The organism is Nostoc linckia z4, assembly GCF_002608075.1.
Classification (GTDB): Bacteria; Cyanobacteriota; Cyanobacteriia; order Cyanobacteriales; family Nostocaceae; genus Nostoc; species Nostoc linckia.
Map to the genome: position 1 here is coordinate 1 of NZ_LAHA01000035.1, position 16,532 is coordinate 16,532.

Below are 16,532 nucleotides of genomic sequence, written 5' to 3' on the forward strand. Positions count from 1 at the left end.
GCATTGCCTTGCACGTTTGTTGCATTGCCTTGCACGTTTGTTGCATCGCCTTGCACCTTTGTTGCATTGCCTTGCACCTTTGATGTATCGAAGAGCAAAAATTAATTTTCTGTGTCTTAGGGAATTCCAAAAAATAAATTATTCCAATTTCTAGACTCAACGCGACTGTTCTTTCCCCCTGCCCCCTGCCCCCTGCCCCCCTGCCTTCATTGGAGTACAGCACTGTGTAATAGTTTCGCTGGCAACGTCTTCCAAGCCAACGGACTTTAACAGGTCTTGCCAGTCAGAAGCTAGGGCGGTATCTTTTGGTTTAGCAAGGCGGAGTTCGCTTAAAAGTGTCAGTGCGTCTTGCCAGATGCCCGCTTGAGCATAAAGGGCGACACGTTCTTGCGGTGTTGCTGTTCCTAAGCGACGGACTAAATCGGGGTTCGGTTGTATTCGTTGTACTAACCCTTCGACAGCAATATCTTCTGATTCTTCAGAGGAGGTTTGTGATTTGCAATCAACTAAGAAATACCAATGATAATATTTACCAATTTCTAATGGTTTTTCTGTTGTGGGAACGCGAACGCTAATTACTCCGGGCGTTCCTGATAACTTAATTAACAGAGGCTCTTTGGTGATGGAATTATTATTTTCATCTAGTACTACAAACTTGACAACATCAATATCTTTAATTTGGTAAGGAACGTAAAACCAAAAGGTAGGATATTCAGCAGTTGTTAATCCTAAAACAAATTTTGATAAGGGTTTGTCTGTGGTTGTTTGTTGCTTTAAACTCAAAGTTCTTGGTATCAAGGGTACTAATGCAGTTAGAGGTTTGCTAACATTTGGACAATCACCACGCGTTCCTGCTCCTTGGCGATCGCCAGGCGCACCCCGGTTTTCTGGTTCCTTTTCTAAAGTTGGCTGAATAAAGCGAATTTTAGTACTATTCGAGTTATTGTTAGGTGGTTGTTGGGGCTGTGCGGGTTGTGTAAGATTAACTGCTATAAAAGTAAGACTAAACGCTAATATCTGCGGAAATCGAAAATTTATTCTAGTCATAATCGAGTTTATTTAAGTATTTGGTTGATAAACTTTAGTAGAAAGACGAATTCCAAAAGCAGTTGTTATAAAAGCAAAAACAGTAGGAACAAACGGCACCCAACCACCAAATAGTAAGAGGATAAAGCAGCAGCCGTACAAGGTAATTAGTGCAACACAAATTATTGCTGCTAGTTGCGATCGCGGCCAACGATACACAGCGATTATTCCTCCTATTAATGACCAACTGCACAGCCAGAGAACTTCACCCCATGCAGGCCATACCCATAACAATGGTCGGCGATTCATAACGGCACTAAGTATCTGGCTAACCATGTGGGCGTGAATTACTATACCTGGTATTTCTTGGTAAGGCCTAGTTTTTGTACTGTAAGGTGTGAAGAAAGAATCTTTAACACTGTCAGCATCAACACCAATTAGCACAATCCGATTTCTTACCCAATCGGGATTTAATTGACCTTTGAGAACTTGTGCGAGAGTAACTTGTGGAGCAACCTGCTGTGAGGCGCGATAATTGAGTAGTAATTGGTGACCTCCGGCATCAAATTGTTGATAACCACCCGTAGGAATATCTATAGGTTTGAAGACAATTTTGCCAAGTTGCAAATATCCTTGATTGTTAATTTGGAATTGAATACCCTCTTTTGCTAGATAGTGACTTGCCAGTTGCCAACTTAAGGAGTAGCGTGTTTTACACGGGGATTGTGGATCTGGAGTTACGGCTAATAGCTGACGGCGAACTACAAAATCACTATCTAGCACAACATCACTAAAGCCGACGCGGCCGCCTGGAATTTCTGGCGGAGGTGAAATACCAGTCGCTTGTGTGTTGCCTCCACTGAGTTTACATATAGCAAAAAACTTGTCGCTTTTATGCAAGCGAGTTGCTAAATCTTTGTATTGAGGTTCTACTGTAAAATCACGATAGAGATCCAAACCGATCGCTCTTGGTTGGTATAATTCCAATTTCTGCATTAACTGTTGCAATACCTCATCTGATAACGAGGATTTTTGCCGCTGCTTTTGAGCTTGAATGTCTGCTTCTGTGATTTTAACTATTAATAGGCGTTGGTCTGGGCCTTCATCTGGTCTAATCTGCATCATCGAATCGAAAGCCGATAGTTCCCATTGCTGCATTATTCCTAGCGATCGCAGGGTTGTTGTTGCAAGTGCGATCGCTATACTTGCCACAAATGCTGTTTGCAGTTTCTTTTTTTTGAACCAAGGGGAAGATATCGCTGGTGTTTGTCCGCGTAACCCGTTCCATGTTAGCGGTTCTGCTGCTGGGTTTTGGTAAATCAATGGTAACCAAGAAGCAGTAGGAAATTCATCTTCTAGACCTTGTAATCTTTCTCGTGCGTAACGTGCTGCCAAATAGTAAGATTGACCTCCTGCTAAAGCTGAAAGGAAATTCTTTAAAAACTCTTGAGCAACAAAATCCGGCACATTTTCTCGCATGATAATCACTTCGGGAATGTGCAAATCGGCTAACTGCCATGCCAATCCCAAACCATCGCAGGAGTTAAAAATAGCAAGTTTTAGACCCTGTGCAACTGCATATTTTAAAGCGTTTTTTAATTCGGGTATGGTTAAACTGCTAGTTTGGTTAATATGTATTAAACCTGTATCTTCTTGACTTTGGCTATGCCCTGCAAAAAATAAAATATCCCAGCCTTGTTTATCCCATAACCACTTATCTAATTCTTGCCGTGAAGGTTCTACCAAAAATATTGTTGAGGCATGAGGTAATTGTTTGAGTAATGTTTGGTCTTTCTGGATATCAATACCTGTACTATTACCTAATATCGCCAAAATTCTAACTTGTCTATGATTTTTTTTCGGTAATACTTTCACTCGCTCATAACTTGGAGGAGTTAAAGCTACTTCTGCTTTTTGGTAATCGTCAAAAAAGTTCCATAGATGCCAAGGTAGTTTTCTTAGCAGGCGATCGCTTGTTTCAATAATCACCTGAAATTCTTCATCTAAAGTCAATCTGGCTCGTAATTGTTGGTCAATTTTACGAAACGAATCTGAGTTTAACCAATTATTAATTTGCCGATCTAACTCCTGACAAATTTCAGTAAAATCAGTTTCACTAATATTAGTCAAGCCAACTGGTTCCATTTCAATAAAAGCCCGACCATGAAATCGTTGTTGGAGTGCCTGATATATTAATTGATAGCGTTTATAAAGTTCAGCAATTTGTGGGGCTGGGGGTAAACTACCTGTAAATTGCATCGGCCGAGAGTTGCTATCATCCCACAATTGCGCATTCACAATTGAGAAGCCATCGTTTAAGTTACCTTTATCTAAATTTATAACAACTAACTTACCCATCGTTAAGGGAACTCCAAAAAATAAACTATCCAATTTGTCTACTCAACTAGACTTCTTTCTTCCTTGTCCCCCTTGTCTCTCTTGTCCCTCTGCGATTGAATATTTTTTACTTGGAAGTCCCTAATTATTAAACCCTCCCCTGCCTTCTAATTATCAAACCACAAAATCTTCTGTAATACTAAAATCACCTAGAATCAATTGAATACTAAAACTAGTTTCACGCATACATTTAAAACGATTTAGTGAAATATAGTAATCTTGAGTTCTAGATTCAACTACTTGTAAAGTCTCTCCTGAACTAGAAAGTGCTAGCTTTAAATGAGGTAGCAAATACTTTTGATTACCAACAGGATGCACTTGCACTAAAACACCAATTTTTCCTTCTGCTTCTTCAGTAAGAACAACTAGCAGTACTACAGATTGTTCTCCTAATTGCATTCCCAAATCGATGAGTTTAGCCCCATTAACACCAGATATCCTAGAAGTATTAAAACTTCTGGTAGCAAACGCTAAATTTCCCAACTGTGACGTATTGATTAGCGTATCAATGGATTGCCAACCTATTTCAAACACTTTGTCAAACCATTGATTCAAATTTACTTGGATTTTGTTGGGTACAATATCGGCAACAGGTGAAACCTCACTTTGCAATAAACCTAAACGCTGATTGTAAAGTTGCTGTCGCCATTGTTCGTTACCAATTAATGCTGCCCATTGGCTAAATGATACGTCTGCATGTAAACGCGGTGAATAAATAGATGGATTAGCTAAAGTTCTTAACAAATCTTGAGCTTCAACTGTTGATAAAGTTGCTAAAGGTGGCACTTCTGCTCGAAAATTCAGTCCTAGTGTAGCCAACAGTATGGTAAAATTTTCGGTTAACTCATCAACTGCTAAAGAATAAGTGCGATCGCTTTGATTATATCTAGCTTCATTCTTCAATTGACGATGAGTTGCAAAGCCACGTACCGCCATCCAACACTCATCTTCATCATCCAAATTTACCTGTACTGCTAAGTAATAGTCAGCTACCCAACTGGGAATATCTACCCACTCCTGCGGTACAGATAATTCTTCTAAATCTGTGGTTTCAGTTGGTAATAGTATTAATCGTGTTTCACCTAATTGAATAGCTATACCATTCACTACTTCTAAAATAGTAGGTAAGGTATTTTTTCCAGGCCATACTGAGGGTTGCGGCGCGGATTCTTCTTGCAGCCAATCTTCAAGCCAACTGATAAAAGAATCCAAGCAAAGATGATTGAGATATGAATTGTAACGAGCGATAGGATTAGAATGGTGTTGCTGGCTATATTGCCACGCTCTTTTTTGCTCTGTTACTCCAATCTTTAACCAAAGATGCTTTGTGTTATTACTTGCTAATTCCATTAAGTTAAACATTGATTTCACCTACTTATATTTGTTGAGATTTAGAAAAATATGCGTCAATCACGATATTAATTGTTTCTTCTCTTTCTAATTTTTGTCCTGAATTATTTCTAGTTTTGAGAATTGATTTAATTAGAGATTTATAGTGCTTGTGTAACCATTTTTCTACATACTCTTTCACCCATACATTTATCTGTTCGAGCAAATTAACTTGTACTTTATACTTAATTTGAGAAAGCTTTTCCTTGACTTTACTTTGTTCGATACCTAATTTGTTGGCAATTTTTGTTTCACTGAATTTTTGACCGTAACAAAGTTGAAAAATTTCTTTTTCTTCCCTAGATAGTTTTTTAATTGCTGAGACTAAAGCTGCTTGAATCAAATCTGAATGTAAGGGATTAGTGTAATCTTTCTCTAACCAATTTGTCACATAATCATTGACCCATTCTTGAGATTGCGATATGCCTGCTAAAGTTTCTAGCAATGTAATTGTAGACTTTTTCAAATACCGAGAAATTGTGCTTTGATTAATTTCTAACCTAGCTGCTAACTGTTGTTGATTCAGACCAAATCCATAGTAAAGCAGCAAAAGTTTTTGAGATTCAGGTTTCATCGCTTCTAGTTGTTCGCGCAAAGACAAACTAGTTTTTTTGCTGAGAAATTGCTGACTTTCTCCTACTTCTTCTGCTGAGTCGTGCCATTCCAGTTCTAAAGTCTCTTCTTGGATATCAGATTTTGCTTCATATCCACTTGTTTGTAAGGCATCAAGAGACCATTGGGGTACTATAGATTTTGGATAGTTTTGTAATGCTGCAATAGAATTTTCCATCCAAGATTGCATCTGCTTGGCGGTAATATTACTTGAAGCAGATACTTCATGAGGTGCAGAAGACAAGACTTTCTCGGCATTATAACACTGAGCAGCTTGTTCAAAATCTTCTTTATCTGGATCTGGCCATTTCTGACCATTTTTTCTGGCAGGATTTTGAACTTTGTTAAATAAATAAACTTGTTTAAAATATTTTTTTGCAAAAATTATCTGAGAAATATTAGGTTCGCTCAATCCTGATACTTGCAGTGCTTCTTTTAATTCTTTATCACTTTTTTTACATAACATTCGCCACCGAGAAAACTTTTTAACTTGCATTTCATCTTTAATACTGTTTTCTAAGGCAGTTGTTACATAGGTATCAATATTAGATTGCTGCGAATTATATTTAGACAATATTTCTGCTAATTTCAGGGGGTCATAAATTATCACTCTGGCAAAACAGAGATATTCTTCCCAATTTTCCTGATTTTGATATTTACAGATATTTTTAACTGCCCAATAACATCTTTCTTCAAAATAACTTGCTAGATGTTCTAATGCCAATTGTTGTTTATTTACCGGTTCCCATTCTGCTAATTTTTGAGATTCTTTAAGAGCTACAGTATGCCAAAAATGCGCTAGACCATTTCCTTTATCTTGTTGCCTCGATAAACTATAAACTTTCTCATTTCTTTGTACGTATAGCTCTATGTTGCGTTTTAAATAAGGTTGATATTTCCATTGCAGTGTTAACCGACCATTTTGATGGTTAAGCATGAGATAAGTAGAAAATTTATCAGTATTGTTCTCACGCTTTGGTAGTGTTGAGATGCCATCTAAGTTAACAAAGTTTAACATCTTCGTTGCTTTTATTTACTAAGTAACAGTGTTTTGTTATTTAATTTACAAGTACAAATATCATACTTCTCCGGATTAGATTCAGATTTTAATAACTTGTTGGGATTGCAATAGTTTTCAGGTAAATAGACTATACGGTAGAAGCATTTAACTTTATGCACACTTCTACGCAATTCATAACCAATTACCAACTAAAACGTAGGGGGCCCAATAAAAAGGGTGTTCTTGGTAGTTTTGGAAAATGAACTCCTGGGCACGGCGCAGGGCTTCTGATTTGCTTAAGGCAGGGTTATTTTTTAACTGGCGATAAAACTCACTCATCAACATTGCAGTGGATTTGTCGTCTACTTGCCACAAAGAAGCGAGGGTAGTACGTGCGCCAGAACGCACAGCGACACCAGCCAATCCCAAAGCAGCGCGTTTATCTCCGGTAGCTGTTTCGCAGGCACTTAAAACGAGTAATTCGATGGGAGAAGGTACTTGAGATGCACGTCCTACAACTGGCTCTCTAGTTTGCAATACCTCACGCAATTCTTTAACATTAATTTTGCCATTCCAGGTAAGAATAAATGTATCTTCCTGTTGAGAACTGAATTTGCCGTGAGTTGCTAAGTGTACCACAGGGTAAGAAAGAGAACTGACTTCCTTTTCAATGGTTTTATTGGTAAAGGCTTGGTTGATGAATTCTTTAGAGGGAATAACTGCTTGAATTTCCTTGAATTCATCGGCGACATTTGGTAGAGAACTAAAACCGAAGCGCGATTGAGTTAGTCCGCCGATTAAAGCCTCAAATCGTTTTGGTTTTGATTTGGGTTCTAGCAGTTGCAAACCAGGAGATAAGGCAACGCTGTATTTTTCTATAAGATATTGCTTGCCATTGTAGAGGGCTGCCATCGGAATATTCCGTAAGGAACCATCTAATACAAACACTAAGGTTTTGATTTGGTTTTGAGCCAAGTCTGCCTCTAAAGGCTGGATTAACCAATTGTATACTTGTTGAGAAAGCGCCTGGCGATCGCTAAATGTATAACGTTGTTTGAGTTTTTTCTGTAACTGTTCTAGTACTGTCTCTACTTCGCTTTTTGGTTTATCAGTTCTATAGTGATGAAGTTGCTCGATACGCGGCAACTTAACAATCACCTCTATACGGTCTGCCAAAATAATAGGGTAGATGACTGCTGTGGCAGGGTTAGCATTATCAACCACTTCATCAATTGAGGTTGGCTGAACAATCGAACAAGCATCTCGAAAAAAGTTGTCTAGTTGAGCTAACTGTAACGCTTCAATGACATCACGAGCTTGCTTTAAGTTTTGCAGACTCGGTTTCTCAGGTTGTAATAATAAACCAACTAACTGCCGATATACTGGTTCTACGCGATCGCGCAAATCAAACTGAATATCAGAATTAAGAGACACCAAATCAGTACGTAAAGACTTGAGAGTGGTGACTGCTTCAGTGTAAGCTGCCACTGCTGCTTGGGAATTTCCCTGTGCCAAGAGTAAACGACCCAACTGCCATTGCCATTGAAAAGCAATATCCGATGCATCAATTACCTGTGCCAGGTTCAAGGCTTGTTCGGTGTATTGTCGAGCCAGGGATAATTGTTTAGTCTGTTCGTATAGCTGACCCAAATTACCTAATGCATAAGACTCAGACCTCTGGTCTTGCAGGTCTTGGGCTTGTTGCACAGCTTTTGTTAATATCTGAGAAATTTTATCTACATTGAAGGTAGAATTTTCTTTTATTTTTTGGCTTGCTTCATTGATACATACTAAACTCCGGGTAAAGTTTACCTGAGCATAGACTACAGCTCGACTTGGGGTAAGTTCTGCTAAATTGAATTGTAATAATTCTAACTCTTCATTTGAGAGATTTTGCCCAAGAGATAGTAATACAGTTAGCCGATTTAGTTGGGCTTGAATTTTAGCGATCGCTGATGTAGATTTACTCGCACTTTTATAGTACAAGTCTGCGGCATTTTGATAATAGGTTTTAGCATTTTCTGAAATCACACCGTGGTTACAATCTAGTGGCAGAGGATTTTCCTCACTACTTGCATCACGTTGTAGACTTTTATTGCCAAAACTATATAAAGTATTACCTAAGCTCAACAAAGTAGCACTTTCTTCTTGAGGCAATTTCATATTTTGAGCCATTGCTAAACTTTGCTCAAGTAGCTGCTGAGACTTTTCTAAATCGCCCCTCACTCTTAAGGTATTGCCTAAACTACGTAATCCTAAAACTTTCAGTAGGGAGTCAGGCTGTGCTTGGAGATTTTGCTCTACTTGCTGCCAAATATTCATCATTCGGGTAGAAAATCCCAAAGATTCCAAGGCTGTCGTTTGGTTAATTAAACTACCAATATTACCTGCTGTATCGTTGATTTGAGTATAGGTTTTAGCTGCTTGTTGCCATGATTCTAAAGCTAATTCAGCTTGTCCTAACGCTAGTTGTAAACTACCTTGAGTATTGAGAGCAAGAGCTAAAATTTGTTTTGCTTCCTTAGTACTGGACTTTGCTTGAGGAAGTAACTTTAAACTGCTAGAAATTGTTGCCTTTGCTTGGTTCCATAATCCTAGTTTCTGTTGTGTTAAAGATAGATAGCTTAACGCTAAAGCTTGGTTTAACTCATCTTTTTGAGATTCATATATCTGTGCAGCCTGCTGCAAACTTTGTGCCGCCTGAGTAAATTTTTCTGTTTGGTAAAAAGTTCTGCCTTGTTGTATTAGTTGTTCGGGGTTTGTTGGTGCTGAAACTTTTTGTATAGTTGACTGTTCTGAAAAACGGGTAAGTTTAGATTCAGCCGGAAGGATATGAAAAATCAAGGTGAAAATTAGCCCCAAGATAGCTAAAAGGAGAATTTGCAATCTGCGTTGCCATATTTGGCTTGTATAGAGGTATGAACGCACTTTTTTTAGCATATATTTTTCATTTAAAGCGTTGAGAATATGAATTTAGTTCACGCAGAGGCGCAGAGTCGCAGAGAGTAAGAGTTGAGAAGAGTTGTAATACCAATTCTCTATGAAAACGCACCTAATTATCTTTAAAAAACCTCTGCGAACCTTCGCGCGAACCTCCGCGTACCTTTGCGTTGAAAAAAAGTTAAGGGCGCAAAACGGTAATGACAAAATTTTCTCACTTCACCCCTCACTACGGATTAATTGCGAATAATATCCTTCAACTTGTTGCAATTCTTCATGAGTCCCGCGTTGCATAACTTTTCCGCGATCGAGGACAATAATTTCATCACAATCGCGGATAGTACTCAGCCGATGCGCCACGATAATGCAAGTACATCCCCGCTGACGTAGTTTTTGGTCAATAATTTTTTCTGTTTCAGTATCCAGGGCGCTGGTTGCTTCATCCACAATCAGAATAGAAGGGTTGTTAACCAAAGCACGAGCAATTTCCAAACGCTGTCTTTGACCGCCGCTTAAATTAGCAGCTCCTTCTAAGAGTTTACTATCATAGCCCCCAGGTAAGGAGAGGATAACATCGTGAATCGCTGCATCTTTACATGCTTGCACCAAGGAACTTTCAGATACAGTACTGTCCCAAAGAGTTAAATTGTCCCTGACACTACCAGCAAATAGTAAAATATTTTGCTCTACGAAGGCGATAGAATTGGCTATGACTTGGCGAGGAATTTGGTTTCTAGGTATGCCATCAAACTTAATTTCTCCCTGAGTTGGTTGGTACAACCCGCATATAAGTTTGGCAATGGTAGACTTACCGGAACTACTCTTACCAATTAAGGCAACTCGCTGTCCTGGTTTAATTGATAAATTGAAGTTTTCAATTATGGGAGTTTCAACTTCGCCGTAACTAAATGTCACATTCTCCAACTTGACATATCCTTGCAATTTGGGTTGAAGGTAATTAGCAAAAACTTTCTCTTGTGCTTGTTGTGTTTCCTCTGTCAACTCAGGAACTACCGGGTTTTGCAAAACATCATCCAAGCGATTTAAACTACCCTCGACTTCTTGCAGGTCGCTACCAAGACTAACGAGATTATTCACAGGTTCCATGAAACTTTGCATCAATCCTTGAAATGCAACTAGCATTCCGATACTCAGATTACCATCCATAACCCGCATTCCACCAATCACTAAAACTAGCATTGATGTAATTGCTGACAGGAACGAAGGCAAAATTCCCAAAGTCTGGTTAGTTATATTTACTTCCTGGTATGCGTTAATCGATTTAGCATAATAACCCGCCCAGCGAGCAAAGAAATCAGATTCTAAGCCAGATGCTTTCAAGGTTTCCATACTTTGAAGACCAGAAATAGCTACTCCGTTAACTTTCCCTTGTTCTTGTATTAATTTGATATTGGCATCTACGCGCCACCGAGAGATTTTGTGCAAAGTCAAAAGATTAATGACAACAAAGATAATGCCAATTGAGGTTAACACCGCGTCATATTGCAACATGACAATTGCATAAAAAATTACCATAACTGCGGCGATCGCAGTTGTAGCTAACTTCCCTGAAAGCAGATTGGCTAATCTGTCGTTTAGGTGGATGCGGCTGCTGATTTCTCCAGCAAATCTGCAATCGTAAAAACTCACAGGTAAGCGTAAAATGTGCCATAAAAATCGGCTCGACATACCCACAGATAACTTAATTCTCATCCGGCGCAGAAACTTTAACTGTAGTAATGTCAACAGTCCATTAACAATCGCTGTTAGTATCATTCCTAACAAAAGCGGTCGCAACCAATCTTGTCTGTTTTGCACCAAAACATTATCTACAAACATTTGCGAGAATATAGGTGATGCCACTCCGGGAATCACTAGTAAAAATCCAGCACAAATACAGTAAGCAAGTACTTGACCAGACCCTTGCAAACGTTCCCGCAAACCTAAAATAATGTTAGGTTTACTACCACCTTTTTTGAAATTTTCACCAGGTGTAAAAAGCAGTACAACACCTGTAAAACTTGTATCAAATTCTTCTAATGATACAGACCTCGGCCCAGTTGCGGGGTCATTGATATAAACTTCCTTGTTATTAAATCCCTCTACAACTAAGTAATGATTAAAATTCCAAAAGACGATGTAAGGGCATTGCAACTGTCGCAGTCCATCCAAGTCTGCTTTCATACCTTTGGCATTCAAGCCGTAACTTCTAGCAGCTTTGAGGATATTTACAGCTCTGCTGCCATCCCGCGATACGCCGCAATCTTGACGTAATTGCGGCAGGGGTACAATCCGACCGTAGTAACCTAAGATAATTCCCAAAGCCGCAGCACCACATTCTACCGCCTCCATCTGTAAAATAGTCGGGGTACGACGGCGAATTTTCTTATATCCAGAAGCGATCGCGCCAGAAATAGGACGGCGATTATTTTTCTTTGTAAATTTTACTTGTAGTTGTGACAGCATTTTTGTTAAGTGAGGTTAATTTACACCAGTTAAAGACTTGAGAAAAGGAAAGATAAAGCTGATAGGCGATCGTTCTTCTGTAGTAACTCTGACGCTAGTGGTGGTTCCAGAAGAAATTTTCATATCAACGCCTTTAGAAGAAGACCACTTATAACCGCTAAAGGTTGAATTGTCTGGCTGTAACTCTGCTTCAATTTGAATTTGAGGCCCTGGAGCCATTAGACTTTGCACAACCTCTGCATTACCGATGGCATTTAAAGCACCCTCTTTAGTCACAGGAAAAGCTGAAACATGGGTTACAGTGCCCACAATGCCGCCAAATCGTTCGCGCTCTACTGTAGAAGGTGTAATTTGTACCTTCATTCCCTCGTGAATTTTCTTACCATCACCAACAGAAAAGAAAGTCAAACCCATGAGTTTAGCAGATGGTTCCTCTGCTTGGATAACAGCGATGGAATTTCCTGGAGAAACAATTTGCCCAAAAGATGTACTAATTTCTAAAACCCGTCCGTTGTATTCGCTAATAATTTGACTGTTTTGATTTAGTTGCAGTTGTAATTGGGCAATATTGCGTTTGACTTCTTGAATTTGATTTTGTCGATTGGTTGCAGCGTCAAAATCTTGCTCAATTTTAGTTTTTTCGTTGGCATCAAGTTCTTGTAATTGGGATTGAAAATCATTAATTTGGCTGAAGTTTTCGCGGTAGGTTTTTTCTATTTCTACCTGTTGCACATCAAGTTGTTTGAGTTGAGCATCAATATCAGACACTTTTTTCACAGCATCTAAATATGTTTGTTGTTGCTGCAAAAGGTTTTGCTGAGAAATTCCTCCTTCTGCTTGCAGCTTTTGGAGTCCCTCATATATTTTGCGTTGGGGGGAAATCATACTGACAGCGATCGCCCGACTCTGGAGTAAGTTTTGCTGTTGTACTTGCAGAGAACTCAAACCTCTATTTCTCAAAATAGGAGTTAAGCTGGTTGCTTGTTGGAGACGTTGCTGGAGATTGAGACGTTGCTGGGCGATCGCTCTTTTTTCTTCTAGCTTGCGTTGCTCTTGGAGTAAGTTAGAACTGTAATTCTGCGATTCTAATTGAGCTAGCTTAGTACGCTGCTGTTCTAATTGACTTTGCAATTCAGCTTGATCGATGATTGCTAACACCTGTCCTTTTTTTACATAGTCACCAACATTAACATTCATCGCCAAGATTCGTCCCGAAGCCGGCGCTTGCAACGATACAACCTTACTTGGATAAACTAACACCCCCTGTCCTGAAACCGTTATCGGTATGCGGCCGACAATACTCCAAATAACTGCCGTTGCTACCAACGAACCAAGGGCAGCTAAAGACAACCAATGCATCGGTTGGATAACTGTCATCACCCGATCCAAGCGTTCCGGGGAAGATAAATTTTCTAAAGCTTTTTTTCGGAAAAGGTTATTTTGTTGTGTAACCATGTGACACCTTTTTAACAATTCAAAATTCACGTATTACAGCATTTTTCATCTATTTGAACCACAATCCCTCGTAGGGGCGAACGGTTGTTCGCCCTACAACTACAACTGATTTACCTAACTTATTGGCAACACCAAAGTTGATTTATGCAATTTTAAAAATCTTTGATATTGAATAAAATCCGCAATTGCATGATGTCACTAGCTTTCAAGCATTTTCATCAAACTGAAATATTCCTAGTTATCTCAAAGGTTGCATATTCTGATTTCAGTTCTCCCAAGGAGTGATACAGAAGGCAATCAAACAATTACCTTCAAACCAAACATCAAAAACAAACAACATCTTTATTAGGAGAGCGACAATGTTTGAAATTAAAGCACAAATGYTGACACAAGCAGTACAARATTCMCASTTCCGCAGTCGTTTGATTGCYRAYCCTCTAGCAGTTGCAGCAGAGAATGGATGGAATATTCCCACTCAAACACAAATAACTGTAGTTGAGGAAACCCCAAGTCATTACTATCTAGTAYTGCCAGCATTAGACACTCAAGATTTAGTTAATCAAACACCTGAAAATTCTGATGTYAATTCAACAGCCCACATGCTAGAAATCGAAGTGCAATTGCTAGCACRCGCCGCCCAAGATATAGACTTTCGCAATGATTTAATTGCTGACCCGAAAACTGTGATGGCACAAAAGGGATTGAATTTTCCAACCAATATCCAAGTCAGTGTATTAGAAGAAACTCCAAATCGTTACTATCTAGTGCTGCCAGCATTAGACTTCTCTGAATTAGAAGCTAACAGAGAATTATCTGATGCAGAACTGGAATTAGTCGCAGGCGGAAGCGATACGCAAAATCACAGTTGGACAGGTTGTGCTTCTGGGCAAAGTGGTTGYGTTGCCACTAAAGGCTGTGATGCTGCGGTTGCAACTGTGGGAGTAACTTTAGCMGCAACAGCAGCATTATGACAATCAAGACTGACAAAAATGCTTTTGTCAGTCATTGTCTCAGAYAAAAACAACTTTTGATTTTAAAGAGTAGAAGCTTGTCTTGGAAGTTTGATAGCTCATAACTTCTACCAAAAAAACCTACTTTCTAAAAATTATAATTTGCGMGGCTTCCGTTCAGATGGGGTMTCAATTYCCATCCGAACATTCTCCTGTRCCTCTCAATTTCTGGCGTTGCAGAATCAAAATATGAATCATGCGATCGTTTCAAGCTTGCGGATCTGACTTAATTCGCACCTTGGGCATTTTATAGCGATCGCTCTCATTCATATTTCTATTCTCAAAACATGGTGACGTTCCTCAATGACTTAAACAATAACGTCAAAGGTTTTGACAACTCCAATGATGTCATTAATGGTCAAGGCGGTAATGACACAATTGATGGTTTAAGTGGCAATGACTATCTGCGTGGTGGAGCAGGCAATGATATCCTCATCGGTGGTGCAGGCAATGATACTCTAGCTGGCGGTGCTGGTAACGATGTGCTTACGGGTGGCAATAATGCCGATTCTTTTATTTTCAACACCAATGCCACTTTCACTAACTCTGCTGTTGGTATCGACCAAATCACTGACTTCACACGTTCTCAAGGTGACAAAATAGTTTTAGATAAAACCACCTTCAGTCAAATTACCTCTGCTGCTGGAAATGGTTTTAGTAATGTGGCTGATTTTGTGGTTGTCAATTCCACCCAAATTCAACAAGGCATCACCAGCGCTGCAATTGTTTATGATGCTGTCAGTGGGGGGTTATTCTACAACGAAAATGGTAGTGCCCCTGGTTTTGGCAATGGCGGTCAATTTGCAACTCTGGCTGGTCTGCCAAATCTGTCGGCATCTGATTTTGTTATCCAAGCCTAAGACACCCAATACTCACAGCAGGGTGCAAACAGCGTTAGATCTTCATTAAGCTAAAAAACATCTAAATTGCATAATCAAAATCTAATCATCATTAGACTTCTAAGAGAAGTGGGGAAAAGGGTAAGGGGTAAAGGGGAAAGCGGCTCATAAAAACCCTTTTCCCTTTAACCGAAACGTATTGAGGGAGAGGCTGTTGGCGGCAGTCTCTCCTTTCCTCTGGGAATGACGATGGTTCAAAGAATTTGTATATTTTATTTTTTTGGAACTTCCTTAATTGAAGTGAGAAACAGCAAAGTGCTGCGGGAGCAGTGTGATACTAAATCCCAGAATTGTCCCACAATTAGGTCAAACCTCTGTAGCTGCGTTGTTGCTTGATACTCGATGCAACATTCCGCAACAAATAAACCCTAATTAAGCAACCCTTATCAATGAAAAACCCGCCCTCGAACGCGAGAAAGCGGGTTTTAAGCAGAATGGATTTGTTTTGCTTATATCAAAGAATCATTCAAGACTATTTGGGAAGAAAGCAGCAGGTGAAATATGAAAAAATTTCGCTAGTTCTTCAATGTGTCTAGTTGTTAGTTTACGCTGCTTTTTCAATATGGCCGATATAATAGATTCTGTTTTGAAAATGGGTAGTAAATCTTTTTGACGTAATCCATTTTCTTCTATCAAAACCTGAAGTAAATCTATTCCATAAATATCAGGTATAGGCTCTTGTGCTTGTTCATACTCGTAAACCAGAGTGCCTAAAATATTAAGATAATCTTTTTCATCTAATGTTAATGGGGCACTATCTATCAAAGAATTAATAACTTCTTGAGTAGCAAATAACTCCTCCTCAGTCTTGATAGGACGAGGAGGGAATGCTTGCAACAGTTCAATGTATGTAGGGCGTTTATTTAAACCAAGGGTCATTTTTCCATTTATTTGTATCGTACTCTGCATGAGTTAATACGTTGCGAATAAATACTTTTTGACTTTGATAGTCAATAAAAGTAATAAGCCGATATTTATTTCCTTGAATATTAAAAACCGTAAGTTCACCTACTGAATCGGCAGAGTTGAAAGTTTCACGAACTTCAAGTATATTTTGCCACTTGGCTGATTTTACGGCTTTGTTCCAACCACGTAAACTAGATTCAGCATCAGGATACTTTTGATAAAAAAGTTTTAATGCTGTATTGGAAATTACATGCATAGTAGATGTATTTTTTCAGAATAAATTTCATGATTTGACTTCCTTTGCAGTAGTTGAAACGACTCATAATTAATTACAACTTAGCAAATTGCTAAGTGAATGTCAACAGTTTAATGATTGGCTTTCGCTTTACCCTTATACTTCAATTAAACTCGTATACATGTTTAATGAAACAG

11 protein-coding genes are annotated in these 16,532 nt (G+C 39.0%); 2 read left to right on the plus strand and 9 right to left on the minus strand.

The window, feature by feature from the left end:
- Positions 1–156: 156 nt before the first annotated feature.
- The 7 genes from VF06_RS23945 to VF06_RS23975 all read right to left on the minus strand — a co-directional run bounded on the left by VF06_RS23945 (position 157) and on the right by VF06_RS23975 (position 13,285).
- Positions 157–1,047 carry a DUF928 domain-containing protein gene (locus VF06_RS23945; protein ID WP_099084283.1) on the minus strand — a complete coding sequence of 297 codons (891 nt, stop codon included), beginning with the start codon at positions 1,045–1,047 and terminating at the stop codon, positions 157–159.
- 12 nt (positions 1,048–1,059) lie between these two features.
- Positions 1,060–3,384: a CHASE2 domain-containing protein gene (locus tag VF06_RS23950; RefSeq protein ID WP_099068193.1), complete on the minus strand. Its 2,325-nt coding sequence runs from the start codon at positions 3,382–3,384 to the stop codon at positions 1,060–1,062.
- A 153-nt stretch (positions 3,385–3,537) separates the two neighbouring features.
- Entirely contained in the window at positions 3,538–4,785 is a 1,248-nt protein-coding gene (locus VF06_RS23955; protein ID WP_099068194.1) for a DUF1822 family protein, read from the minus strand.
- Between the two features lie 13 nt (positions 4,786–4,798).
- A complete protein-coding gene (locus VF06_RS23960) occupies positions 4,799–6,442 on the minus strand; it encodes a sigma-70 family RNA polymerase sigma factor (RefSeq protein WP_099068195.1) in 1,644 nt (547 codons plus the stop codon).
- 174 nt (positions 6,443–6,616) lie between these two features.
- Positions 6,617–9,364: a CHAT domain-containing protein gene (locus tag VF06_RS23965; protein ID WP_099068196.1), complete on the minus strand. Its 2,748-nt coding sequence runs from the start codon at positions 9,362–9,364 to the stop codon at positions 6,617–6,619.
- 219 nt (positions 9,365–9,583) lie between these two features.
- The gene (locus VF06_RS23970; RefSeq protein WP_244918245.1) at positions 9,584–11,716 is read right to left on the minus strand and encodes an NHLP family bacteriocin export ABC transporter peptidase/permease/ATPase subunit; all 2,133 of its coding nucleotides are present in this window, start codon (positions 11,714–11,716) and stop codon (positions 9,584–9,586) included.
- A 129-nt stretch (positions 11,717–11,845) separates the two neighbouring features.
- Positions 11,846–13,285, minus strand: coding sequence for an NHLP bacteriocin system secretion protein (locus tag VF06_RS23975; protein WP_099068198.1), 1,440 nt, complete (start codon positions 13,283–13,285; stop codon positions 11,846–11,848).
- 359 nt (positions 13,286–13,644) lie between these two features.
- Here VF06_RS23975 and VF06_RS23980 point away from each other — a divergent pair, with 359 nt between their 5' ends.
- Positions 13,645–14,256 (plus strand): NHLP leader peptide family RiPP precursor, encoded by a 612-nt coding sequence (locus VF06_RS23980; protein ID WP_099068199.1) that lies wholly within the window; start codon positions 13,645–13,647, stop codon positions 14,254–14,256.
- Positions 14,257–14,582: 326 nt separating this feature from the next.
- Positions 14,583–15,155, plus strand: coding sequence for a calcium-binding protein (locus VF06_RS23985; RefSeq protein WP_099068200.1), 573 nt, complete (start codon positions 14,583–14,585; stop codon positions 15,153–15,155).
- Positions 15,156–15,656: 501 nt separating this feature from the next.
- Here VF06_RS23985 and VF06_RS23990 read toward each other — a convergent pair.
- Both VF06_RS23990 and VF06_RS23995 read right to left on the minus strand, forming a co-directional pair.
- Entirely contained in the window at positions 15,657–16,073 is a 417-nt protein-coding gene (locus VF06_RS23990) for a helix-turn-helix domain-containing protein (protein WP_099068201.1), read from the minus strand.
- Positions 16,054–16,356, minus strand: a complete 303-nt coding sequence (locus VF06_RS23995; RefSeq protein ID WP_099068202.1) for a type II toxin-antitoxin system HigB family toxin — start codon at positions 16,354–16,356, stop codon at positions 16,054–16,056. Before VF06_RS23995 ends, VF06_RS23990 begins: the two co-directional genes overlap by 20 nt.
- Positions 16,357–16,532: the final 176 nt, after the last annotated feature.

Excerpts from the sequence above, each read along its gene's own strand:
- VF06_RS23945 (WP_099084283.1), bottom strand. The coding sequence starts at position 1,047 with ATGACTAGAATAAATTTTCGATTTCCGCAGATATTAGCGTTTAGTCTT.
- VF06_RS23950 (WP_099068193.1), bottom strand. The coding sequence starts at position 3,384 with ATGGGTAAGTTAGTTGTTATAAATTTAGATAAAGGTAACTTAAACGAT.
- VF06_RS23955 (WP_099068194.1), bottom strand. The coding sequence starts at position 4,785 with ATGTTTAACTTAATGGAATTAGCAAGTAATAACACAAAGCATCTTTGG.
- VF06_RS23960 (WP_099068195.1), bottom strand. The coding sequence starts at position 6,442 with ATGTTAAACTTTGTTAACTTAGATGGCATCTCAACACTACCAAAGCGT.
- VF06_RS23965 (WP_099068196.1), bottom strand. The coding sequence starts at position 9,364 with ATGCTAAAAAAAGTGCGTTCATACCTCTATACAAGCCAAATATGGCAA.
- VF06_RS23970 (WP_244918245.1), bottom strand. The coding sequence starts at position 11,716 with ATGGAGGCGGTAGAATGTGGTGCTGCGGCTTTGGGAATTATCTTAGGT.
- VF06_RS23975 (WP_099068198.1), bottom strand. The coding sequence starts at position 13,285 with ATGGTTACACAACAAAATAACCTTTTCCGAAAAAAAGCTTTAGAAAAT.
- VF06_RS23985 (WP_099068200.1), top strand. The coding sequence starts at position 14,583 with ATGGTGACGTTCCTCAATGACTTAAACAATAACGTCAAAGGTTTTGAC.
- VF06_RS23990 (WP_099068201.1), bottom strand. The coding sequence starts at position 16,073 with ATGACCCTTGGTTTAAATAAACGCCCTACATACATTGAACTGTTGCAA.
- VF06_RS23995 (WP_099068202.1), bottom strand. The coding sequence starts at position 16,356 with ATGCATGTAATTTCCAATACAGCATTAAAACTTTTTTATCAAAAGTAT.